The organism is Parapedobacter indicus (assembly GCF_900113765.1).
Taxonomy (GTDB): domain Bacteria; phylum Bacteroidota; class Bacteroidia; order Sphingobacteriales; family Sphingobacteriaceae; genus Parapedobacter; species Parapedobacter indicus.
In genome coordinates this window covers 459,842-485,040 of record NZ_FOQO01000002.1, presented here as the reverse complement: position 1 = coordinate 485,040, position 25,199 = coordinate 459,842, and the positions used below count along the sequence as shown (strand labels likewise).

Annotated in this window: 17 protein-coding genes; 14 read left to right on the top strand and 3 right to left on the bottom strand. The window is 48.5% G+C overall.

Annotated features, from left to right (window positions below):
* Positions 1-9 precede the first annotated feature (9 nt).
* Positions 10-1,629, top strand: coding sequence for a RagB/SusD family nutrient uptake outer membrane protein (locus BMZ56_RS05620; protein ID WP_090625287.1), 1,620 nt, complete (start codon positions 10-12; stop codon positions 1,627-1,629).
* A 79-nt stretch (positions 1,630-1,708) separates the two neighbouring features.
* The gene (locus BMZ56_RS05615; RefSeq protein ID WP_177195043.1) at positions 1,709-4,825 is read left to right on the top strand and encodes a PVC-type heme-binding CxxCH protein; all 3,117 of its coding nucleotides are present in this window, start codon (positions 1,709-1,711) and stop codon (positions 4,823-4,825) included.
* Positions 4,826-4,867: 42 nt separating this feature from the next.
* On the opposite strand, the gene mtgA is transcribed toward BMZ56_RS05615, so the two are convergent.
* Positions 4,868-5,602, bottom strand: coding sequence for a monofunctional biosynthetic peptidoglycan transglycosylase (gene mtgA / locus BMZ56_RS05610; RefSeq protein ID WP_090625281.1), 735 nt, complete (start codon positions 5,600-5,602; stop codon positions 4,868-4,870).
* 183 nt (positions 5,603-5,785) lie between these two features.
* Here mtgA and mutS point away from each other — a divergent pair, with 183 nt between their 5' ends.
* The 9 genes from mutS (at position 5,786) to BMZ56_RS05565 (ending at position 17,777) form a co-directional block, all read left to right on the top strand.
* The gene (gene mutS, locus BMZ56_RS05605) at positions 5,786-8,395 is read left to right on the top strand and encodes a DNA mismatch repair protein MutS (protein WP_090625791.1); all 2,610 of its coding nucleotides are present in this window, start codon (positions 5,786-5,788) and stop codon (positions 8,393-8,395) included.
* Between the two features lie 76 nt (positions 8,396-8,471).
* Complete coding sequence (locus tag BMZ56_RS05600; RefSeq protein ID WP_090625279.1) at positions 8,472-8,930, top strand: hypothetical protein; 459 nt, start codon at positions 8,472-8,474, stop codon at positions 8,928-8,930.
* A 101-nt stretch (positions 8,931-9,031) separates the two neighbouring features.
* Positions 9,032-10,366: a dihydroorotase gene (locus BMZ56_RS05595; RefSeq protein ID WP_090625275.1), complete on the top strand. Its 1,335-nt coding sequence runs from the start codon at positions 9,032-9,034 to the stop codon at positions 10,364-10,366.
* Positions 10,367-10,378: 12 nt separating this feature from the next.
* Positions 10,379-11,398: a S66 peptidase family protein gene (locus BMZ56_RS05590; protein WP_090625271.1), complete on the top strand. Its 1,020-nt coding sequence runs from the start codon at positions 10,379-10,381 to the stop codon at positions 11,396-11,398.
* Complete coding sequence (locus BMZ56_RS05585; protein ID WP_090625266.1) at positions 11,395-12,876, top strand: M14 family zinc carboxypeptidase; 1,482 nt, start codon at positions 11,395-11,397, stop codon at positions 12,874-12,876. Before BMZ56_RS05590 ends, BMZ56_RS05585 begins: the two co-directional genes overlap by 4 nt.
* Positions 12,877-13,064: 188 nt before the next feature.
* Positions 13,065-14,039 (top strand): DUF6807 domain-containing protein, encoded by a 975-nt coding sequence (locus tag BMZ56_RS05580; protein WP_090625263.1) that lies wholly within the window; start codon positions 13,065-13,067, stop codon positions 14,037-14,039.
* Between the two features lie 20 nt (positions 14,040-14,059).
* Complete coding sequence (locus BMZ56_RS05575) at positions 14,060-14,914, top strand: ThuA domain-containing protein (RefSeq protein ID WP_245893090.1); 855 nt, start codon at positions 14,060-14,062, stop codon at positions 14,912-14,914.
* A gap of 28 nt (positions 14,915-14,942) precedes the next feature.
* Positions 14,943-16,385: a Gfo/Idh/MocA family protein gene (locus BMZ56_RS05570; protein ID WP_090625260.1), complete on the top strand. Its 1,443-nt coding sequence runs from the start codon at positions 14,943-14,945 to the stop codon at positions 16,383-16,385.
* The gene (locus BMZ56_RS05565; protein WP_090625257.1) at positions 16,386-17,777 is read left to right on the top strand and encodes a putative oxidoreductase C-terminal domain-containing protein; all 1,392 of its coding nucleotides are present in this window, start codon (positions 16,386-16,388) and stop codon (positions 17,775-17,777) included.
* Positions 17,778-17,841: 64 nt separating this feature from the next.
* Here the strand turns inward: BMZ56_RS05565 and BMZ56_RS05560 are convergent, their stop codons facing one another.
* Complete coding sequence (locus BMZ56_RS05560; protein ID WP_245893088.1) at positions 17,842-18,888, bottom strand: dipeptide epimerase; 1,047 nt, start codon at positions 18,886-18,888, stop codon at positions 17,842-17,844.
* Between the two features lie 8 nt (positions 18,889-18,896).
* Complete coding sequence (locus BMZ56_RS05555) at positions 18,897-20,150, bottom strand: C40 family peptidase (protein WP_090625252.1); 1,254 nt, start codon at positions 20,148-20,150, stop codon at positions 18,897-18,899.
* Between the two features lie 90 nt (positions 20,151-20,240).
* Between BMZ56_RS05555 and BMZ56_RS05550 the strand changes: the two genes are divergently transcribed.
* The 3 genes from BMZ56_RS05550 (at position 20,241) to BMZ56_RS05540 (ending at position 25,080) form a co-directional block, all read left to right on the top strand.
* Positions 20,241-21,263, top strand: a complete 1,023-nt coding sequence (locus tag BMZ56_RS05550; RefSeq protein ID WP_090625249.1) for an isoaspartyl peptidase/L-asparaginase family protein — start codon at positions 20,241-20,243, stop codon at positions 21,261-21,263.
* Positions 21,264-21,325: 62 nt separating this feature from the next.
* On the top strand, positions 21,326-24,328 hold the full coding sequence (locus BMZ56_RS05545) for a sensor histidine kinase (protein WP_090625247.1): 3,003 nt from the start codon (positions 21,326-21,328) through the stop codon (positions 24,326-24,328).
* On the top strand, positions 24,328-25,080 hold the full coding sequence (locus tag BMZ56_RS05540) for a hypothetical protein (protein WP_090625245.1): 753 nt from the start codon (positions 24,328-24,330) through the stop codon (positions 25,078-25,080). Before BMZ56_RS05545 ends, BMZ56_RS05540 begins: the two co-directional genes overlap by 1 nt.
* The last annotated feature ends 119 nt before the right edge of the window (positions 25,081-25,199 follow it).

The following is a 25,199-nucleotide window of genomic DNA, read 5'->3' as shown; positions in this document are numbered from 1 at the left end:
ATTGAGGCCATGAAAAAATTAAATCTTCATATTGGTATACTAATCTTTTTCAGTTTCCTGACTATTTCGTGTAGTAAGAACTTCTTAGATAGGGAAGCCCCCACCTCTATTCCCGAAGAAGCGATGTTTAGCGATCCCGCGCTCCTACAGCTTTTCGTAAACAAGATGTACGCGGACGTTCCTGCGTTTGATCATGACTTATATGACAACATAACGGATGAATCCAGAAACTTCTGGGGCGGGGCACCTAGGGATGTTGTACAAGGGCAATGGTTTGCCGATAAAAATCCGATGGACTACTGGGCATATGACGAAGTAAGGAGAACCAATATGTTCCTGGCAAATGTCGATGCGTCAGCATTGGAAGAACAAGACAAAACGGTTCTTACCGGCCAAGTGAAATTCCTTCGCGCGAAGTTGTATTTTGATATGGTAAAAAGATACGGTGGTGTTCCCATCATTACCATACCTCAAACGCAAGACGATGATTTGTTTGTTTCCCGAGCAAGCACAGACGAAACTTTTTCCTTTATTATAAAAGAGTTAGAAGAAGCCATTGAATTGCTGCCGGCCTCGTATGGCGACCGGTCTGTGGATGTGGGGAAAGTGAATAAGTATTCCGCCAAAGCCTTCTTAGGTAGGGTACAGCTCTTCTGGGCGAGTAGGTTGTATAATCCTTCTAACGATGAGAGCCGTTGGCAGGCAGCCGCCGCCACGAACCGGGAGGTGATAGAAAGTGGTATCTACCAACTGCACCCGGATTTCAGAAGGATCATGCTAGACAAGAATAATGACGAAGAGGTGTTCAGCGTACAGTTTCTGAAACCGCTGAGAGAGCATGGGTGGGACTCATGGGCTATGCCTGATTCTCGCTCACGGCAGGATGCCTCACGTCGCTCTCCCGTTCAGGAACTGGTGGATGCATTTGAAATGAAAAATGGAAAGCGCATTACTGATCCCTCTTCCGGCTATGACCCGGCCGACCCATATGTGAACAGAGATCCCAGGTTTGATGCCACATTAATCGTAAATGGTTCTATATTTGGCTTTCAGGGACTACCCGTGTACACGTATGTGGGAGGAGATGATGGTATCAATATTCCCTATCAGACGGTAACTGGGTATTTGATGAGAAAAGGTACAGACGAATCGAATCAGGATTATTACGGTGGCGTAGGAAGCGATCAAAATTGGCCGGAATTAAGGTATGCAGAAGTGTTGTTAAACTATGCCGAGGCGCACAATGAAGTGCTCAGCAGTCCGGATGCAAGCGTGTATAAAGCGGTTGAAGATATTCGTCGAAGGGCTGGGTTAGATCCTTATCAATTACCCGCGGGACTTACAAAGGAACAGATGAGAGAAAAAATAAGGCATGAGCGCTACATTGAATTGTGTTTCGAACAAAAACGTTATTGGGATCTGAGAAGATGGAAAATTGCGGCAGATGTGCTCGATGGAAAACAGTTCGGTGCTATGTATATTACAAGGGTAGCAGCGGATACCTATACTTATGAGCGAAAACCGGTAGATGGCGTTCCCTGTGTTTTTCAGGAAAAAATGTACTTTATGCCTATTCCGCAAAGAGAAATGGAAAAAAATCCCAACTTAGTACAAAATGAGGATTGGTAATATTTGTACCTTGACCGTGTTTTATAAATCATTGTCAAGGTATTTTTCATCAGACATCAAACCCACTAACTTGTTACTCATGTTTTTCAGACAACTTATTTTAAGGGCCAGTTTCCTTTCGTTTATTGCTATACTTTCGTCTTGTGCGGATAGCGAGCCCGAAGTTGTGTATAAGTTGAACCCCCAACCCAATAACAGTATCGTCATTATCGGGAACACGTTTGCAGAACGGTTGCAGTATTATAACTACCTGGAACCTTTGTTGTATAAAAGCTTTCCGGATAAGAACATTACGGTCCGGAACCTGGGCTGGAGTGCAGACGAAATTAATATGCAGTCCCGCCCGTTGAACTTTCCCACACAGGATGAATTGATGACGGCATATAAAGCAGACCTCATACTTGCGTGTTATGGACTAAATGAGGCGTTTAAGGGGCCGGATAGTTTAGGTGTTTTTAAGGCACAGCTCACCACTTACCTACAACATTTGCAGCAGCAACAATTTAATGGTAAAACACCCCCACAGGTCGTCTTAGTTTCACCCATCGCTCATGAAAAGATGGGAGGTTTTCTTCCCGATCCTGCCGAGCACAATAAAAACCTTGCGTTATATACTGACGGTATGCAACAGGTAGCAAAGGAACTGGATATCCCCTTTATCAACCTGTTTGAGACCACAAAGAAACTACAGAAAGGAAAGGATAAGATTACCATTAATGGCATCCATCTAAATGAAGCTGGCTATAAAGCTGTTGGCGAAATAATAGCAAAATCGCTGGCTTTGCCGGTTGCTGTCTGGCAAGAAAGTGACCAGCATCTGCAAAATCTGAAGAAAATAATTGACAAGAAAAATCAGCAATTTTTCTACCTCTACCGGGCGGTAAACAGCGAATATATTGTAGGACGCAGAGAGGAACCTTGGGTACAACCCCCGGGTGGCCCCATTTCCTACCCCAAGGAATTCGCCAAACTCGGAAATATGGTGTTACGCCTCGATAGTATTGTCTGGAAACAAAGCGTGGTAGACGATTTGGCGAACTTTGTACAGAGCGATCACATACTTAATGATACGATACAATTCGAACCACTGGATAAGGCAAATCTAAAAAAGCCCTCCACAGATCAGTTTATATTGCCAGAGGGCTTTGAGATTAATCTTTTTGCATCGGAAGTTGATTTTTCACTGACCAATCCGGTTACGATCACGTTCGACCCCCAGGGCCGGATGTGGATAGCCGATATGCCATCTTATCCGCAGTACTTGCCGGGTGTACAACCCAATGATAAGATACTGATTCTGGAAGATACGGACGGAGATGGTGTTGCGGACAGTGAAACTATTTATGCGGACAGTTTGTATATGCCCATGGGTATGGAACTGGGCAATGGGGGGATATATGTATCACAACCGCCTAATCTTTGGTTCATGAGAGATACAGATGGAGATGGAAAAGCGGATGAAAAGGAAATTATTCTCCACGGGTTCGGTACGGAAGATGTGCATCATACACTAGATACCCACACTTGGGGGCCCGATGGCGCCTTATATTGGCATACCGGTACCTTTCTGCACTCGCAAATAGAAACGCCTTGGGGACCACAGCGAAGCGACTACGGTGCTACCTGGCGCTTTGAACCCCTGACAAATAAGCTCGAACCTTACGTTTCATACCCCTATGCCAATCCTTGGGGGCATGTGTTCCTTCGAGACGGTACGGAGATTATCAGTGATGTTTCCACAGGCATGAATTACTTTGCACCCCCCCTTACCGTAGCGACCGATTATCCGGTGAAGCACACAACGATGCGCGACTTCCTGACATCGATGAGCAAACCTAAGACCTGCGGAACAGAAATTATTTCCAGTAGACACTTCCCCGAGGAGCTGCAGGGGAATGTGCTATTCAATACATTCGTAGGTACGATGGGCACTAAACAGCATCGTATAAACGAAAGCGGAAGTGGTATTGTAGCGCAAGAAATTGAACCCTTGCTGCAATCAACAGATCCCAATTTCCGACCGGTAGATCTACAGTTCGGTCCCGACGGCGCCCTGTATATTGTTGACTGGTACAATCCCATTATCAACCACGGTGAAAGAGCTTTGCGGGATCCACTCCGCGATCATACCCATGGCCGGATATGGCGGATAACCTATAAAAACCGAGAACCCCTGAAACCGGTGAACCTTACAAAATTGCCCATTGATAAACTGCTGGATCAATTAAAGGAATATGAAGACAGGGTGCGTTACCGGGTGAGAACACAATTGCGGCAGCTGGACGCCGAGGTGGTTTTGCCGGCGCTGAATCAGTGGATTGCCGGTTTGGATAGGCGCGACAGCCTCTACGATCAACACCGTTTGGAAGGTTTGTGGGTATATCAGCAGTTCAACCAGCTTAACCAGCGGTTGCTGGAGGAATTGTTAAATAGCAGGCATGACGATATCCGGACAGCGGCTACCAGGGTGTTGTTTTTCTGGCGGAATCGTATCAAAGAGGCGGAGAATAAGCTGATCGATCTTTCCAAAGACAGTTCCATGAAAGTAAGGCTGCAGGCAATTATTTCGCTGAGCCATTTTAAAACAGAACGATCCGTTGTTGCATTGTTGGATGCTGCTACGATGCCAACGGATTACTATATTGACTATGCACTGAAGGAGTCGTTCCGCTACCTGAAGCCAGTCTGGTGGAGTATGCTAAAAAAAGATAACGATTACTTGGCTGACCAGCCTGCGAAAGCGGCTTGGCTGCTTGGCTCGCTAGCTGATGAAAAAGAATTGGCAGTGCCGGGCTTTATTGTTGATGACCCACAATGGCCGAAATACGGCTGGCGCGCGCTTACTGACAAGGACTATGATGAATTGAAAGATAATTTTGCTGTGGCATCCTTTCGGAAAGACCAGCTCGCGGCAGCAGAAGCAGCAAAGACGGACAACCGAACTCCCGAAGAAAGAGGTAAAATGCTTATTGCCGACTCGGATTGTGTAGCTTGCCATCAAGAACATGAGAAGCTGGTAGGACCTGCTTATGCGAGGATAGCCCAGAAATACGGAGATAAAGACATCCCTAAGTTGGTGGACAAGATTATAGAGGGCGGATCGGGTGTCTGGGGTGATATGGCTATGACGCCGCACCCAGGATTGAAACAGGCCGATGCTGAAGCAATCGTACGGTATATACTTTCTGTAGAATAGCGTGCGGCTACTAAGCAACGCAATCACGACACTGATCGGCGATTAAGGTACTTCACTATACCCCATATACCGCACGATGGTGCCCGCTTTACGGTTGATAAATGCTGTAGGTTTGGCCGGGGACCATCGTCGCGGGTTGGGCAGCACCGCTATCAAGAGTGCCGCTTGACGCTTGGTAAGACTTTTGGCAGACTTTCCAAAGTAATGTTGGGTAGCGGCCTCAACACCATATAAACCATCTCCCGTCTCAATTACATTGAGATATACTTCGAGAATCCGTTTTTTGCTCCAGAACAATTCGATCAAAAGCGTAAAATAGGTTTCAAACCCTTTCCGGATCCACGAGCGGTTTGGCCAAAGGAACACATTCTTCGCGGTTTGCTGACTGATGGTACTTCCGCCACGTAGCCGGCCACCATCTTTATTACGTTGATAAGCGTCTGCAATGGCCTCGCTGTCAAACCCCCAGTGTGTGAGGAAACGGGCATCTTCGCCTGCGATGGCTGCTCGCTTTAAATTATCGGAAAGGTCTTCATAAGGTACCCACTGCTTAGTGATTTTCCATGCTTCACCATCGCTTTTGCGTTCAAACCCACGTTGTATCATTAACCACGTAATAGGTGGATTGATAAAGCTAAGCAGCATAACCCATACGATGGTAACAACGAAGAAAGCGATGACGATACGCAGCACCCAGCGTAGGTATAAATTGCCTACTTGGGGAATGAACCGAGATACCCACTTCGTCTTTTTTTTTCGTTTTCGCTTTGTTGCCATAGTTTCCGCGATGCGAATATACAAATTGAAGCTTATCAAACCCCTTCAATAATCCTATTTTTCCTCGGCGCAATTTTTTTCAATGGCCGAGGAGAGACCGATAAATTCCCTTTTATATGCAACGTGAAATTGCATATAAAAGGGAATTTATCTAAGTTTACGGCCACGCACAAAATAACCGGCTTGGCAAAGGCAGCAAAAAAAGAAACCCCCTTGATGCAGCAATACAACAGCATCAAGGTCAAATATCCCGGCACATTGCTATTGTTCCGGGTAGGAGACTTCTATGAAACATTCGGGGAAGATGCAGTAAAGGCTGCCGGCATCCTGGGGATTGTCCTGACCAAGCGGGGCAATGGCAGCGAATCGGAGACCGCCTTAGCGGGTTTTCCGCACCATTCCTTGGAGACATACCTCCCTAAGCTGGTCCGTGCTGGACAGCGGGTGGCCATATGTGATCAGTTGGAAGATCCCAAGACGACCAAAACCATCGTAAAACGCGGCGTCACCGAGCTGGTAACACCGGGCGTTTCGTACAGCGACAACATCGTCCAGCAGAAGTCAAATAATTACCTGGCATCGGTCTTTTTTGATAAGCAACAAGCAGGCGTCGCCTTTCTGGATATCTCCACGGGCGAATTTTTGGTGTCACAGGGCAACCCGGCCTATATAGATAAACTTCTGCAAGGATTCAAACCGACTGAAGTGATCATGGGCAAGCGCCAATATAAGGCGTTTGTGGAACAATACGGTACCCATTTCTATACGTATACGCTCGACGAATGGCCTTACACAGGCGATTATGCCGTCGAAACATTACTTAAGCATTTTGAGGTCAAGTCCCTGAAAGGGTTTGGTATCGAACGTTTGCCCTTGGGTATCGTAGCGGCTGGGGTGGCACTGCATTACCTTAACGAAACCGAACACCGCAATCTGCAACACATCACCAACATCTCGCGCATTGAAGAAGACCGGTATATGTGGCTCGACAGGTTCACCATCCGTAACCTGGAATTGGTAGGGTCGGCCAACGAAAATGCCGTGACATTAGCCGATGTATTGGATCGGACCACTTCTCCAATGGGCGCTCGATTGCTTAAACGCTGGATGGTTATGCCGCTGAAGGATAAATCGGCCATCAACGAACGACTTGATGTCGTAGCGTACCTGTATACACATAGGGAGCGGCGCGAGGAGCTGGTCGGCGAAATAAAGCAGATCGGAGATTTGGAACGCCTGATCAGCAAAGTAGGCCTGCAAAAAGCGAATCCGCGGGAAATCGCCCAACTAAAGCGTGCATTACAGGCCGTCGAGAAGCTGCAGGTACTTGCCGGTCAAACGGACACCGAATCCCTGAAAGCGATCGCCGAGAAATTAGACCCATGTATCCCAATCCGCGAGCAAATTGAGACGTACTTGCATGCTGAACCGCCTGTTTCGATAAACAAAGGAAATGTAATTGCTGCCGGGATAAATGAAGAATTAGACAAGCTTCGGAAAGTAGCATATGGTGGTAAAGATTACCTCCTTGAAATTCAAAAGCGAGAATCGGAGGCTACAGGTATTCCCTCGCTGAAAATAGCATTCAACAATGTTTTCGGCTACTACCTGGAAGTAACCAATGCACATAAAGACAAAGTGCCTGCGGAATGGGTACGTAAGCAGACGCTTGTCAATGCGGAACGGTATATCACCGAAGAGCTCAAGGAGTACGAAGAACAAATACTTGGTGCAGAAGAAAAGATCCAAGTATTGGAAGCGCGGCTGTATGCCGAGTTGCTTTCGGCCGTTGCGGCGTATATCAAACCGGTGCAACAAAATGCGCAGTTGATTGCCCAACTGGATGTGCTGCTCAACTTTGCGTTTATCGCGGAAAAAAATCATTATGTGCGCCCCGATGTAACTGACGGAAAAACCATCGATATAAAAGGAGGCCGCCATCCGGTGATCGAGCAAAACCTACCTGTCGGCGAAGATTATATCACAAACGATGTTTTCTTGGATAACGATAGCCAGCAGATTATGATCATCACCGGTCCTAATATGGCGGGTAAATCTGCGTTACTGCGCCAAACCGGGCTCATCGTACTCATGGCGCAGATCGGATGTTTTGTTCCGGCCAAAGAAGCATCTATCGGGTTGATCGATAAGATATTTACCCGTGTGGGAGCTTCTGATAACCTCTCGTCGGGCGAATCGACATTCATGGTGGAGATGAATGAAACGGCAAGCATCATGAACAACCTCTCCGAGCGGAGTCTGATTCTGCTGGACGAGATCGGGCGCGGTACGAGTACATATGATGGCATATCCATCGCCTGGGCCATCGCTGAATTTCTTCATAACCATCCAACCGCCCGGGCCAAAACCTTATTTGCAACGCATTACCACGAACTGAATGAGTTGGCAACCTCATTTCCAAGAATTAAAAACTTCAATGTATCGGTAAAAGAGGTGAATAATAAGGTGATATTCCTACGCAAGTTGGTGCCGGGGGGCAGCGAGCATAGCTTCGGTATTCACGTTGCCAAACTCGCGGGTATGCCGCCCAAGTTGCTGCAAAGGGCGAATGAGATCCTCAAACGACTGGAGCAGGAGCGTACAGGCGGTGAACGCATCAAAGATAGTATCAAAAAAATTCAGAAGCAGGCTTATCAGCTGCAGATGTTTTCCATCGATGATCCGATTCTTGTGAAAATCCGGGATATGCTCAATAATCTTGACGTAAACACCCTTACTCCCGTGGAAGCCCTGATGAAATTGGACGAAATTCAGCGGCTCCTGAAAAACTGATGTTAAACCTTGGCATAACTTCTGCTGTCCTACCGATAGGAGTTAAATCGTATGTTGTACGTAGAAGATTAATGCTATGAAGAAGTTATTGATTTGTATTGCCGCCCTTGTATTTATAGTTGGTTTCACGTTTGACGCCAGTGCCCAAAAGCGGGGTAAAGGGCATTGGAGTAAGGAAAGAAAAGAGCATGTAAAGTACCATAAAAAACGTGAAAAGGCTTTTCACAACTATGCAAAGCACGATCGTCCGTATCACAGGTACTATGAGGAGCGCGATCGAGCATATAAAAGATACGCCAAAGGCAAAGGACTCCGCTACCGCGATCACGACAACTGGTACTATGGAAAGCGGTTTCACCACCATACGGAATACGTTTACTTCCCCAAATACCGCACGTATTATGATCCTTATAGAAGGGGGTATGTGTACCGGCACAATCGTGCTTGGGTATTTGCGCCGACGATGCCATCGTTCCTGGTAGGCTTGGATATCGGAGCACTCAATGTGCAGTTCATGGCAAATCTTCCTTTGTGATAGGAGATAAATAGGTCGACGGGAATCGGCTGTGCATCTGAATAAAATAGGGTTGCCCGGGTCTTGGTTGTATTTATGTATCTTTGCTGAAAAGCAAACGCATGGCGACAACCCTTATTAAAGCAGCTACCCTTGTCAATGAAGGGCAGACAATCACTGCTGATATATTGATTTCCAATGGCCGTATTGAAAAGATAGCTCCCGAAATTTCGGCTTCGGCTGATACCGAGGTGAATGCGGAAGGCTTGCATGCATTCCCCGGCTTGATTGATGATCAGGTGCATTTCCGTGAACCGGGTCTGACTTACAAAGCCGATATCTGGCACGAAAGCCGCGCTGCGGTAGCCGGTGGTACCACTTCCTTTATGGAAATGCCCAATACCGTTCCGAATGCGCTTACGCAACAGCTTTTGCAGGATAAATACGAGATTGCCGCCAAACAGTCGCTGGCCAATTATTCGTTTTATATGGGAGCTGCCAATGATAACCTGGATGAGGTGTTGCGGACCGATCCCCGAGATGTATGTGGTGTTAAGGTGTTTATGGGGTCTTCTACCGGCAACATGCTGGTAGATGACGAACGCACGTTGGAAGGAATATTTTCCAACTCACCGATGTTGATTGCCACGCATTGTGAGGATGAAGCAACGATCCGGCAGAATTTATCCCGGTATAAGGACACGTATGGTGATGCCTTGACTACGGAAATGCATCCGTTGATCCGTTCGGCAGAGGCGTGTTACATCTCGTCTTCGCGGGCCGTTGCACTGGCTAAAAAACACGGCTCACGCCTGCACGTTCTCCACATTTCGACGGCAAGGGAGGCCGACTTATTTGAGCGGGACACCCCGCTGACAGGCAAACGCATCACCGCGGAAGCATGCATTCATCACCTGTGGTTCAGTGATGCAGACTATGCAGCGAAGGGCAATTTTATCAAGTGGAACCCTGCTGTGAAAACAAGTGAAGACCGTGAAGGGATACTCCATGCGGTGCTTGATGGACGAATCGACGTCATCGCAACGGATCATGCTCCCCACACCTTAGCGGAAAAAAGGCAACCTTATTTACAAGCACCATCCGGCGGGCCATTGGTACAGCATGCGTTGCAAGCATTGTTGGATATGCATCGGGCAGGAAAGCTTACTCTTGAGCAGTTAGTTCAAAAGACGGCGCACAATACGGCCATTTGTTTCCAACTGGACCGGCGTGGATTTATCCGCGAAGGTTATTGGGCAGACCTCGTGTTGGTTGACCTAAACAGACCTTATACGGTAGCGAAACACAACATTTTATCTAAGTGCGGTTGGTCGCCTTTTGAGGGGCATACGTTCACATCGACGATTATGCATACGTATGTGTCGGGCAATCTGGTATATACCGACGGTAGGATTGTGGAAGATGGGAATGCCCAGCGACTGAGGTTTAATCGATAATATAGTTCAAAAATGGATAAACGGACGTTCATCAAGGCCATTGGGTTGGGGATGGTGGCTTTGCCCCTGTCGACGACAATGAAATCAGGTCGCGTCGTCGCTCGCCAACACCCGAATATTTATCCTCCCCTCATCCGTAGAGGAGACACGGTAGGGATAATCACGCCATCGTCGCCGTTAGTAGATGACCGCGGATATGCTCTTGCCGATGAAAATTTTGCAACATTGGGCCTCCGTGTCAAATGGGGAGCAAACGTTGGGAAAAGATACGGATATTTGGCGGGAACAGATGCAGAACGGATCGCGGATATTGAACGTATGTTTGCCGACCCCGATATAAAGGCCATCGTATGCCTGCGTGGTGGATCAGGAGCCGCCCGAGTGCTCGATCGCCTGGACTACCAACTGATCGCCCGGAACCCAAAGATTTTTTTGGGATACAGCGATATTACGGCTTTTCATCAAGCCATCTATACGCAAACCGGATTGATCACCTTTCACGGTGCCGTGGCAAACAGTCACTGGACACCCATGGTCATCCGGCAATTCGAGCAGTTGTTTTTTGATGGGAAGTTACCTATGTATACTGCCGATCGGAAACCCAACACAATAACCGGGGGCACGGCCGAAGGTCGACTCTTTGGGGGAAACCTCACGGTTTTAACGGGTATTGCGGGGTCTGCCTATTTTCCTGATTTTGAAGACGGTATTCTGTTTTTGGAAGAAATAGGCGAAGAGCCCTATCGGATCGATCGGATGTTCAGCCAGCTAGCGCTAACGGGCGCCCTGCGCAAAATCAAAGGCTTTGTTTTCGGCCAGTGTACAGACTGCCGATCCAAAAACCCGGCAAACTCGCTAACGGTGGAACAGATATTGTACGATTACATCAGGCCGTTGGGGATACCTGCATTTCAAGGGGCACGGATTGGTCACATCGATGAACAGTTTATCCTGCCCATAGGGGCCAGAGTGCGTATCGATGCGACACAGGGCAGCATCCATATAGTGGAACCTATTTTTAAAACGACATGAAACGGCTAGTTTATTTGTTTGTGATAATCTTAGTATCCACTGCTTGCCAAGGCAACGGGCAAAGCCGCATCACCTACGTGCCCGATACGGCCCGCTTGAGTAATGCGTTCGAAACGTACCGGGAGCCCTCCATCGTTCACAGGCGCTTCAAACATGCGGATATCGAACCGCTCATCAGCAAACGCAAAGGGGCAGGTATCTTTGAGGTGACCCAATTGGGAATCTCGGTACTTAAACAGCCTATTTATCAGTTGAAGTATGGGCAGGGACCGAAAAAAGTGATGCTATGGTCGCAAATGCATGGCAACGAGCCCACGGCGACGATGGCATTGATGGATATTTTTAATTTTCTAGAAGGTCAGGGCGATGGCATGGATAGCATACGGAACCTGCTGAGCACACAGACAAGCCTGTATTTCATACCGATGCTCAACCCGGACGGTGCCGATGTGTACACACGCCGCAACGCCATGGACGTAGACCTGAACCGAGATGCACGGGCGGGTGTAACGGTGGAAGGACAACTGCTTATCCAAGCTGCCAAGGCGGTGCAGCCCGATTATGGGTTTAATCTGCACGACATGAATATTTATTACAACGTGCCCGGAACGCCCATTCCGGTAACCATCGCATTGCTGGCACCAGCTTACAACGAAGAACGTGAAGTCAATGAGGTACGGGGCAATGCCATGAAAATTGCGGCGGGTATAAACCGCCTGCTGCAAGGATATGTGCCGAATGGCGTGGCCAAGTATGACGACACCTACTCGCCCCGCTCTTTCGGAGATAATTTTCAGCACTGGGGAACAAGCACGGTGCTGATCGAGTCAGGTGGCTATAAGGGAGATCCCGAAAAGCAATTCATCCGGAAGCTCAATTTTATGGTCATTCTTAATTCGTTGATTGAAATTGCACAGGATAGTTACGACCAATATAGCATCGCCGAATACGAAACCATACCATTCAGTGATTCCAAACTCTCGGACGTATTGCTACGTCATGTCGGCGCCTCGCGTGATTCCAGGAGTTATACCATCGATATTGCCATCAACCGCGACGAACAGACTGTGGGAAGCCATTATTACGTTCGTTCACGCATCACGGATATCGGTGATTTGAAAGAAAATTTTGGGTACGACGAGTTGGACGCAACCGGTTATCATTTCATGCCCGGTAAAATCTATCCGCAGCCGTTTGGCAGTGTTGCGGATGTTTCCTTGGAGCAAGCCATGGAATTGCTGCAGCAGGGGTATTTTGCGATTCAGGTGACGCACATGCCCGATGATCGGCATCACACATTGCCTTTGGTCGTGTTCCATCAGCGGCAACCCCTGGCAGCCAGTCCGCATCTCGGGCAGGAGGCTAACTTTTTTCTTGCCCGGGGAGAGGTGCCCGCTTACGCCGTTATCAACGGATACCTCATCGATCTTTCGGCTACGCCGGAAACTGAGTTTAGGAATTATGTAGTCGTCCCCTGATATCCCATTGGGAGGCAACATCTCATCCATCTGGAAAGGAGGGATGATTTCCGATTTATAGTATAACGGTTGAATAGCCCCTTAGACGCTAATTTGGCGAATTCACGGTGACTTCTTTTAGTAAATATTCGCTAATCACGTGCTTTTTAATAACTTTAGTGCTGGAATATAAACCAAGCGCTAATTATATGTCAAAGATATGGGTGATGTGTCTTGTGTTAGGTTTGGGAATTGGCCATACCGTTGGCCAGGAGAGCCGGCAACGCAAGTCCTATGCAGCAGAGAAAGGACCCGATGAATTGGTGTTGAAAACCCCGGAAGGCAAATCACTGCTTACCTATCGGTATACCGTGAAACAACCCCCTACTGGAGTCGATAAAGCATACAGCCGATCCGGCTATATCCATCCCTTGTATACCTTGTCTGGGAAGGTGCTTACCTCCATTCAACCCAAAGATCATTACCATCATTACGGCCTGTGGAATCCTTGGACACACGTCGAATACCAGGGGCAACTATATGATCTCTGGAATATCGGCGACAAAAAAGGGACGGTACGTTTTGTGGGTTTCGAAGATACATTCGGTGACGCGGAAAAAGCCGGATTTGAGACCGTACATGATCACGTCGTTTTTAACGATGGAGCCGAAACGGTCATCATGCGAGAACACCTGCGGGTTGCCGTTTCCCAACTGGATGCCAATCGATATCAATGCGACCTTTATTCTACGCTGCAGCCGATCACCGAAGCCGATGTTATTTTGAAGGAATACCGCTACGGTGGGTTGGGATTCAGGGCGACACCGGAGTGGACAAATACCAACAGTCGTGTGCTAACATCCAGCGGGAAGACACGGAACGACGCCGACGGATCGTTGGAACGATGGGCCCTGGTTTCCGGCAAACTGGGGAACGGTGAAGGAGGGATCCTCTTCCTTTCACACCCCGATAATTATAATTTTCCAGAACCGGTGCGGGTGTGGCCCGAAGATGCTAATGGGGGGAGGGGCGATCAATTCTTCAATTTTTCCCCAACCAAAAACAAAGATTGGACGTTGCAGGCAGGAAACACCTACACCTTACGTTACCGGCTGATAATCTTTGACGATACACTTTCTGCTGATGAGGCCGAGCAGATGTGGAAGTCCTTTTCCAAGCGATAACATACAGTTGAGAAATAGCGATGAAAACCATGATTTACAGCTTTTTTTCGCGATGGATACCGCCGGGGCTGGCGGTTTGGTTGTTGTTTTCGTTTGCCCAGGCGGCATTAGCGCAGCCGGTAGATTGGAAGAAGGTCAGGATACTCATTTATACCAAGAACGGGGTGGGATTTGTGCACGACAACATCGAAAACTCGATCTTCGCATTTAAGGAATTAGGCAAACAGCATGGATTTTCCGTGGATGCGACCGATGATCCGCAAGTGTTTACAGATGAAAACCTGCAACAGTACGATGCCTTGGTGTTTTCGAATACCAATAATGATGTGTTTGATACCGATGCCCAGCGGGTAGCACTGATGCGTTATATCCAGGCGGGAGGAGGATTCGTTGGCATCCATTCTGCCTCAGGTACGGAACGCAAATGGACCTGGTTTAAGCAACTCTTAGGTGCAACGTTCTATTGGCATGACAAATTCCAGCCATTTGCCGTGAACATTCTCGATGCCGACCACCCATCGGTAAAACACCTGCCACGGAGGTGGGTCCGCGTAAAAGGGGATGAGTTTTATTACCTCAAACAGCTAAGTGTCAACCTACACGTAGTAGCCGTTAACGATGCAACCACCTTGCAGGGAGAAGATGAACGTCGCTTGGACACCTTCGGCGATGTATTTCCTTCGGTATGGTGCCATGAATTCGATGGCGGCCGGTCGTGGTATACGTCACTGGGACATGACAAGGGCGACTACATGGACGAAGAGTTCAGGACGCATATTCTTGGGGGCATCGAGTGGGTGGTCCGGGGAGCTAAGGGACGCGATTATGACAAGGCCTACGCCACCAGCCCTGACGACGAAGTGAGGAAACGCTAAACGGGGTTATCGAAGCAAATTAATCGGCATGGACAAGCAGCAAAAACAATTGAATAGGCGGGCGTTCATTAAACAAGCAGCGGAGGGAGCGGCCTTGATAGCGGCTGCGTCGGCCTTCCCTACCATTGTACCCGCATCGGTATTTGGGAAAAATGCACCGAGTAACCGCATCCAGATCGGCCAGATTGGCTTTGGACGCATTGCCAAATCGCATGACTTGCCAGAGATTCTGAAACATGATTATGTCCGAGTGGTGGCAGTAGCCGATGTAGACAGCAACCGGCTAGCCGCAGGCAAGCACTGGCTGGAACAACAGCAAGCTGAAAAAAACGGTGGAACATCACACGTTGACGTGAAGACCTATGGCGACTACCGGGATCTGATACGGGATAAAGCGGTAGACGCGGTAGTCATCAGTACGCCCGACCATTGGCACGCGCAGCCGGCGATGGAAGCTGCCATCGCTGGCAAGCATATTTATATGCAGAAACCGACTTCACTGACCATCAAAGAGGGCCGTATGATGGCAGATGTCGTATCAAATAGAGGTGTTATTTTTCAATTGGGTAGTCAACAGCGCTCCGTAAATCCCTGGCCGCAATTCAAACGGGCGTGCGAATTGGTACGTAACGGCCGCATCGGCACGGTCAAGCGCGTCGTCATCGGATTGCCAGGAGACCCCGCGGGCGGCAATCCGATAGAAATGCCGGTGCCCAAAAACCTGGACTACGACCGTTGGCTCGGATCTACACCGTATGTGCCCTATACGTTGGACCGCGTACATTCGCAAACCGATATTTACGAACGTCCGGGATGGTTGCGTTGCGAGCAGTTTGGCGCCGGGATGATTACCGGATGGGGATCCCACCACATCGATATTGCACACTGGGGACTCGATACCGAACTCACGGGCCCGCTGGAGGCAGAAGGCAGGGCAAGTTTCCCAACATCGGGCTTGTGGAATGTACACGGTGATTTCGAAGTGGAAATGCTGTATCCGGGCAACGTCGTCATGCAGATCAGCGGCGCCCATCCCAACGGTGTCCGGTTTGAAGGTACGGAAGGTTGGATTTTCGTATCCCGGGGCAATGTAGGGGTGACGGCAACTGATCCGGGAGCCGACGGCGCCGAAAATGAAGCGTTCAAGGCGAGCGATAGCAACCTACTGAAGTCGGTTATCGGCGAAAATGAGGTCCGCCTATACGAGAGCCCCGAACAGCATACAAACTGGTTGGAATGCATACGTGAGGACAGGCAGCCGATCAGCCACGTGGAGATAGCGCACCGCTCGGGGTCTGCCTGCCTCATTGCGCATGCAGCAATGACACTCGGGCGCAGGCTCCATTGGGATGCAAGCCGTGAAATATTCACCGATGACGACGAAGCCAATAAACTGCTATCGCGCCCCCAAAGGTTTCCATATGGCACCGCATATGTAACGGAAAAGAACGATAAACAAAACAACAAATAGATGAATAAACAAAAACGCCTGATTACGTTGGCAGCTGTCGCTTGCCTGTCGGCATGTAATCCAGCAAATGAAGGAATGCAAAAAAAGGATATCCAATTAATCACCGTAGCGCCGGGCCATTTCCATGCAGCCCTGGTGCAAAAAACCATGTATCCCCAAGTGGATAGCGTTGTGCATGTGTATGCACCCGAAGGGCCAGAATTAGCCGCTTATTTAGCACTCATCGATCAGTACAATACACGCTCGGACGATCCGACATCGTGGGAAGAAAAAGTCTACAAAGGTGACGACTTCTTGCAGAAAATGTTGGCTGAAAAGGAAGGTAACGTGGTGGTGCTCGCAGGGAACAATCAGCATAAAATCGACTACATCACCCAATCGGTTGCGGCGGGATTAAACGTATTGGCGGATAAACCCATGATTATTGACTCTGACGGATTTCCGGAATTAAAGCAAGCCTTTGCTACCGCCTCGGAGAACGGTGTGCAGCTCTACGATATCATGACCGAACGGTATGAAATCAATACCATGCTTCAGAAGGCGTTCTCACAGCTTCCGGACTTTTTTGGGGGGCTGGTGCCGGGCAGTGCCGACAATCCGGCGATCACCAAAGAAAGTGTCCACCACTTTTTCAAGGAAGTATCGGGCAAACCCCTTTCACGTCCTGCATGGTTTTACGATACCAAGCAACAGGGAGAGGGAATTGTTGATGTAACCACGCACTTGGTAGATTTAGTGCAGTGGGAGAGTTTTCCAGATCAAGTGATTGATTACGAGCGGGACATCCAGCTTGTTGGCGCAAAGCGCTGGTCCACTTCCGTTACACCGGCACAGTTCGAGCGGTCGACAGGCCTCAAGGAATTTCCCGAATTTCTATCGGGATCGGTGGATGGCGCGGGCAATCTAGCCGTGTTTGCCAACGGTGAAATCAACTATACGCTGAAAGATATCCATGCGAAAGTGTCGGTAATTTGGAATTTCCAAGCCCCGGAAGGAGCAGGTGATCTCCATTATTCCATCATGCGCGGGCGTTATGCCAACCTCATTGTACAGCAGGGTGCAGATGAGCAGTATAAGCCGGTATTGTACGTGGAATCTACCGGCGAACGGGATGCCCAAGCGTTCGAGGCAGCCTTAGCAAAGGCTATCGAGCAGTTGAGTGGTTCTTATCAGGGGTTGAAGTCAGAGCCGGTGGCAGACGGGCGTTACCGCATCAGCGTAGACCCTTCGTTGGTTACCACGCACGAAGAGCATTTTGCCCAAGTAACCGAGAAATACCTGGACTTCCTGAAATCAGGCACGATGCCCGAATGGGAAGTGCCCAATATGTTAGCAAAATACTATTTGACCACAAAGGCATTGGCAGAAGCCGAAACCGTAACGGCTCCTTAAATTTCCCAACGAAGTCCTGCCCGCTTGATGGCAGGGCTTCGTTGTCTATTGAATCATCAAGCAGTTATGGGGTTGGCAAAGGAACTATTCCGATGCCCGGCCTGTTGGGCAGCGTTATTTTGCCATCAAGAACCTCCATCCCTCGGTATACATCGTTGTGGATTAATAATGCGCCATCCAGATCTGCCCAATCAACCATGGGCGATAGTTGTGCTGCCGCAGAAATGGCACACGATGTTTCTGTCATGCAGCCCAGCATTACTTTCATATCCAATGCCCGCGCTAATTCGGCCATTTGATGTGCTTCCCGCATGCCTGTGCATTTCATCAATTTGATGTTTATGCCGTTGTACACGCCGAATGCCTTCCGAACGTCGGCAAGCCGCTGTACTGCTTCGTCTGCTACCGTCGGAATCGGACTGTTTTCGGTAAGCCAAGCATTGTCATCCACTTGTTCGCTGGGCATGGGCTGTTCAAGGAATAGGACACCCCGTTCGGCCAACCAGTGGGTCATTTCCAGCGCTTCTTCCTTGTTTTTCCATCCTTGATTAACGTCAGCACACAATGGCTTATCGGTTACTTCCCGGATGGTGTTTATCATCACCTTGTCGGTGTCCAGACCCAACTTTACTTTCAATAGTTTATAAGGTGCGGCTTCCCGTACCTTTTGTCTGACCATTTCAGCCGTATCGATACCGATGGTAAACGAAGTGTATGGCGTGTTGGCGGGATTGAAGCCCCATATACGATGCCAGGGCCGATTCATCATTTTTCCCAGCAGGTCATGCAGCGCGATGTCTACCGCAGCTTTGGCAGCTGTGTTTTTAGGAGCTAGGTCATCGATGTAGCGGAGGATGTCGGCTGTGAGGAACGGGTCGCCGAAGCCGGAGAGATCCACTTGATTCAGGAATTTCAATACACTTTCTTCGGATTCACCCAAATAGGGGGGCATGGCAGCCTCCCCGTACCCCGTGATTCCCTCAAATTCGAGGGCTGTCAAGACCGCCGGGGTTGTGCTGCGTGAAGCGGTGGAAACTGTAAATACATGCTTGAGCTCCAGCGTGTGGGGCCGGAAGCGCAGGGTGAATTTTCCGGATTTACGGACCGTCATTGGGAGGGTCATTTTTTATCGATTTCAGCTTTAGGTGTATAAAATGGGTGCCGATCAAGGGGTTGAAGAGCAGGGTCGGTCTGCCCGATATATCGACGTGCTGCAATAAGGGTGCGTGTATCCAGTGCCCCATAGTTTGGTGCCTCCCGCAATAAGCTGTTGATCTGTACCCTCCCAGCTGCATGGATAAATTCACCGTTACCCAGATACAGCGCCACATGCGTAATCCGTGCATCCGGCGGGCGGCCCGTACCCGAGGCAAAAAACAGTAAATCACCGGGCTTCAGGTTCTGCATAGCCTTTTCTGTGTCCAGTGTGTCGACCGACAAGATATCAATCGGCTTGCCTGCGAGAACCTGCTGCGATGCGTCACGAGGAATAATCAGGCCATTCATGTAAAAAGCGGTTTTGGTAAACCCACTGCAATCTACGCCCTTTACCGAGGTTCCACCCCACAGATAAGGCAACCCCATCATGGATTTGGCTATCTTGAGCACGTTTTCGGCGCTGATGTGGCGCGTGCCCAGCCAAGTATCAAATGGCCGTACCGAATGGCTTTTTACAAAACCCTGTCGTCCGTCGGGATATAAAACATGTACAAAGTCGCCGGCCGTATCCAGTACATTCAGTATATTGCCCATAACGAGATCCGACACCCGCAGCGACTGCCCGTCAGGCTGGGTGTATGCGTGCCCAAAATCCGCCGTAACGATCACTTTTTTACCCGTTTGCCAGTGTGTTAAGTCGGAAACTGATTGAGGTGCGACCGACGTTTCACTGACCCAAGCGATGTAACCTTCCGGCGTCCGCACACGGTAATAGCCGTCAGTACGCTGGAGCAAATCCAAAGGAGTGCCCAATAGCACCTGCGTTGCCAGCTCGGCCTGGTTGCTGGGAGCTACGCGTAAGTTAGCCACAGAAAGGTTTACTATCCCGGTAACTTTTCCTGCCACACTGCTATCGGGCAAAAGATTTATCGTTACTTTTGCATGCGGAATAGGATGTTTAACCAACAATTGCGTAAAAAGCGTCTGTGCATCTGATTCCGTAGTGATCACGTGATACACAGGGGAAGGATCACTGGAACGTGTTACTTCGAAAACCGCGGTACGTTTATCCGGGATGAATTGCTGAATGGTTTGAGCGGCTAAGTGCAAGATTTTGTTGTATTCGGCGGAATCCGATAACTTGCTTTGGCCGTGGCTTTTTACGCTCAGTGTCAAGCAAAATACGGATAATACCGGCACATACTGGATTTTCATGTTGGATAAGTTTCTTGTCTAAGATAAAATATAAATCGTTACCTTGCAATTTTTAATATATTCATCACATAAGCCAATTGCCACAAAATTATGATTAGTAGACGAAAATTTATTCTATCGGGTGCAGCGGGCGTGTCAGTGCTTTCCCTAAGCGGGCGGATTCCTGACTCCAAAAGGGGGGTACACAGCGCATCACCGTATAAACCCATTGTGGTAGCTACTTGGAATTTTGGCATAGCAGCTAATCAGGCGGCGTGGAAGGTGCTTAGTAACGGTGGGAGGGCGCTCGATGCGGTCGAAGCCGGCGTACGTGTGCCAGAAGCTGATCTGAGAAATGTCACGGTAGGAAAGGGAGGATATCCCGACCGAGACGGACATGTGACGCTAGACGCCTGTATTATGGATGAAAAAGGGAATTGTGGTTCCGTGGCTGCGTTAGAGCACATCAGTCACCCCATTTCCGTCGCACGTTTGGTGATGGAAAAGACACCGCATGTTATGCTTGTTGGCGAAGGGGCGTTGCAGTTTGCGCTTGAAAGTGGATTTGAACGAGAGAATTTGCTGACACCCGGCGCTGAAAAAGCATGGAAAGAGTGGCTGAAAGAGAAGAAGTACCAACCCGTTATTAACATCGAGAACAAATCATTTACCACCGAGAAGCTGCCTGGTAACGAATACAACCACGATACCATCGGGATGTTGGCATTGGACGCGCAAGGTAACCTGTCGGGTGCCTGCACAACGAGTGGAATGGCATTTAAAATGCACGGCCGGGTAGGAGATAGTCCCATTATTGGTGCAGGGCTATATGTCGATAATGAAGTTGGCGCCGCAACGGCAACCGGCGTGGGCGAAGAAGTGATCCGTACAGTCGGAAGTTTTCTGGTTGTCGAACTCATGCGCCAAGGGTATTCACCCGAAGAAGCATGCCGGGAGGCAGTTGGCCGGATAGCGAAAAAGAAGCCGGATACAGCCAAGCAGATACAGGTAGGATTCTTGGCGCTTAACAAAAAGGGAGCGTATGGTGCTTTTGCATTACAGAAGGGATTTTCCTATGCCGTCTGCCATCAGCAACAGCAGGATATGCTTGTCCGTGGAGAGAGTTTATATTAAAAAAATCAACTAATTATTCTAAACCTATTAGATAATTTTCTAATTTTGGGACGCATCTACCGATGAAAAGCACTAAACCCAACGGCAGAATCAGACGCTTGACATTTACCATGTTATTGTTCATGATCGGTATTTGTTATGCTGATCTCAATGCAGCTCCCTATCACTATACGCAGATACTTCCGGGAATAGATCGGTACCATGCCATGGTTACCCAAGCCGCTAAGGACCCCTCCGGAATGATCTGGCTATTGTCGGGTGGGCAGCTATACCGGTATGACGGGGTAAATGTGGTGCCTTTTTCAAAGTTATACAGCCATGGATTGCCGTTTTACGAGGTAAGCGATTTTCATGCCGATCCTTGGGGACATTTGTGGATCAACACGCGAAACGGACTCGCCATCTTTGATCTCCGGAGCTGGTCGTTTGTTAAGGAAGACCATTACCTGAGTGATTTGGTCGGCCGACCCGTGGCCTCGTGTTTTAAGTTGGATGATCTATTTTATCTGGCAGACGGATTGGGAAGTCTGTGGCGTATCGATGCGCTGTCAAAGCATTTTCTCTTTCAATTTGATCCAAACGCTGTGTACGATCGGCGCCCTGTGGGAAGGATGTTGGTAGCCGATAACGAACATGTTTGGTTGGCATTCGGGGACCATTTATATGAACACGACCTACAAACGCGTCAGACACGCTCGGTTGCATTTCCCGAAGGGTTGTTCAACCGTATCGAAGATTTACTGCCGGTACACGGCGGTGTGTTGATCCGGATTTACTCGAAGGGATATTATGTTTTCGACGGCACGTCTTTCCGGTATTTAAATCGAAGGCAATTCCCTACGAACGATTTTACGAATTGGAACCATTGGTCGTTCGAAAGAGATGACAAAATAATTGTTTTCCATGAAGATAAGTATATGGAGTTCAGCCGGGATACTGCCTTCAGGCTGTTGAATGCCGATAGTCATCAACTTGACGAGCATATTTTACATAAGCGGCTGAATGGTTGGCAGGAAGAAGGAGATGAATGGCTCATTTGCACGGACGGTGGGTTGTTCAGTGTGTTTCCTACAAAAATCACGTTTGATTTTATCAACAGTGGTAGCGCACGGGGTATGATCAAGCAGGGCAATACCTATTATTTTGGTGGATACGGATATTTGGATGCGCTACCAAGTGGAGGTGAACTCCGACCGTATACCAGCGAACCTGAGAATAATTATTATGACTTTTTGAAACTTTCCAATGATACGGTATGCATCGCGTTGGAGGGTGATTTCCTCTGTTACCTCGTCGGTGGCAAAGTAGTGCCGGCACCGCTTCATGTTCCCGGCAATTCAAACGAACGGTTTTCCGGTATGGCGTATTGCGTCGTCCAGCAAGTAGCGGATACGCTGTTGGTGGGTACTTATAACGGCATTTGGAAATATGCACGTTCCTCGGGCAATGTTTATCCACTTGTCTGTCCAAAAAATGGCTTTTTTAGCCGAGGCATGCGGGTGCAGTCGATTTCCTACGTTGGGGCAGGCATTACGTTTACCACCGATGAAGGGTATTTTAACTGGAGGAATAACCAGTTTCGCAAGGTATATCCTGCAGACGAGGCCAAACTGAATATCTATTCGCATACACAATTTGGTGATTCTGTTTACTTAGCTACCAAGGGACGCGGGTTGGTGGTGATCGACCGCATGGGACACCATGCCCGTTCGGTCGGAGCGAAAGAAGGGCTGGCAAGTAATACGGTCTACCAAATGATGTGGGTAGACAGTACGTTGTTCCTGGGCACCCATGAGGGTTTGTCCATGATGAACGGTAATCATTTGTATAATTATTACCATACGGATGGACTTCCGTTTGAAGAGTTCAATCATCAGGCTATCTATCACGACAGGGCTACCGGTGAGTTATTTATGGGCGGTATTGGGGGCTACATCCGATTTCACCCCGCTCAATTGCTGCGGTCTACCCATGAATACATCGATGCACCGCTGATTGCAGGCACGAGCTTGGGGATGAAGAGCAACCGATATGTAGATGCATATGCTGGTAAGATGCTTCAGGACACCATTCAGCTACCTTCGGACGCCGTTTGGTTTTCCCTGAATTTCGCGCGTCCCAATCATTACCGGCAGATGTACAGGATGCTGTTCAAAATAGCACCGTTGATGGATGCGTACCAGGAGTTGCCTGCATCGTCGCAGATCAACTTATCGGGAATGTCTGCGGGCAATTACTACGTATCGGTAAAAGTACAGGCGGTTAATGACCGTACGGTGGAAAAGGAACATACGTGGGTTATCCACAAGGCACCAGCGTTTACGGAAACGTTGACTTTTTATATGTTGTTGATCTTGATTGTCGGGGGAACGACCGGATTTATCCTGTACGAACGAGGGCGCAAGATAAAGGGTGAAAACCGCTTACGACGAAGGATCTCGCGCGATCTTCACGACGAAGTAGGGGGGTTACTTACGGGTATTTCCATGCAGACAGACTTGTTGCGCTTAAAAGATGACCGCGCCCGTATCGAATCTGTCGATTCCATCGGCAGCTACAGCCGCGAGGCGATCCAGATGATGGACGATATTATATGGACGGTCGATTCGCGCAACAATCAACAGGGCAGTTTGAGCGACCGGATGAAGTACCTGGCTGGGCAACTACTGGAGCCGATGGATATAGCGGTTACCTTTGAGGTAGATCAGCAGGAAGACCGGAAGATTCCGCAGAGCGTACGGCAAAACCTGTATTTGATTTACAAGGAAGCAATACATAACATTTGTAAGCATGCGCGGGCAGACAGTGTGTACGTCAAACTGCACCACAGCGGTGCAGAAATAGCGCTTGTGATACGCGATAACGGGCAGCAAGGGCAGCAATCGCGAGTGAAACCGCCTCGGGGCCGATCAGGTCATGGAAAGCGCAACATGCAAATGCGGGCAGAACAAATTGGTGGGGTCTATAAAGCTGGTCATACTGCAACCGGCTATGAGGTGTCTGTAATTGTTTTTCTGTATACGGGGCGCCGTTGGATGAATCCACTAAAATATTTGATAAGCTGATGCATTCCCTCGTTGTTACATTTGCCATTATTGGTATTCTGTTTAGCACATTAGGCATTGCATTCCGTGTTTTTAATGGAAATGTGCGTCGTGATCCAGCAGAAGTATTGCTTGGTATTGCGTTGTTTGCAATTATGTGGCAAGTATTCATTCATTTGATGATCTTGACCCAGCAGATTGTTAAGATTCCGAACTTTTATAACAAGGGGATTCCCCTCTATTACTTAGTCGCTCCAGCATTCTATTTTTTCATTCGGATAAGACTGCAACTGGAACATAAGCTTCCTAGATATTGGTATATCCATCTCATCCCCTTCGTTTTCGGATTGGTTGATATCCTTCCTTATATGTTTGTGGAAGATTCGGAAAAAGTAGCATTTTTGAAGCAGTTGATTATAGATCCCCGTTTAGGTTATGAGCATGAGTATGGGTTTATTCACCAGGAAGCCCACTATATTTTACGCTTGTTTTTAGCTTTAATTTATCTGATGATGCAATGGCGGGTATTGTTCATGACGGATAGTACGGATTCGACGGTGTCGTCAAGCACCTTGAAATATTTGTATTTTCTGACTTCTTTGTATACGTTGTTCATTGCCTTTCAGATCGGGATGTTTTTTAATATCCTTTTCAATCGTACGCAGGGGGGGTATATCCTTATGGACGTTAAACAATTGATTTGGCTCAGTATGTTGTATGTATTGCTTAGTTTATGGGTTTGCTTTGGTCCGGTGTTACGACGATCAAAGTGAAGGTTGTTTTTTTAAAACTACACGAAAAGGGTAGTGTGATGGTCGTCAAAATCAATTATCTTTACGGCTATCTGTGAAAAGTACCATTCTTGGCGATGAGGCGGGAGATATTTAATGAT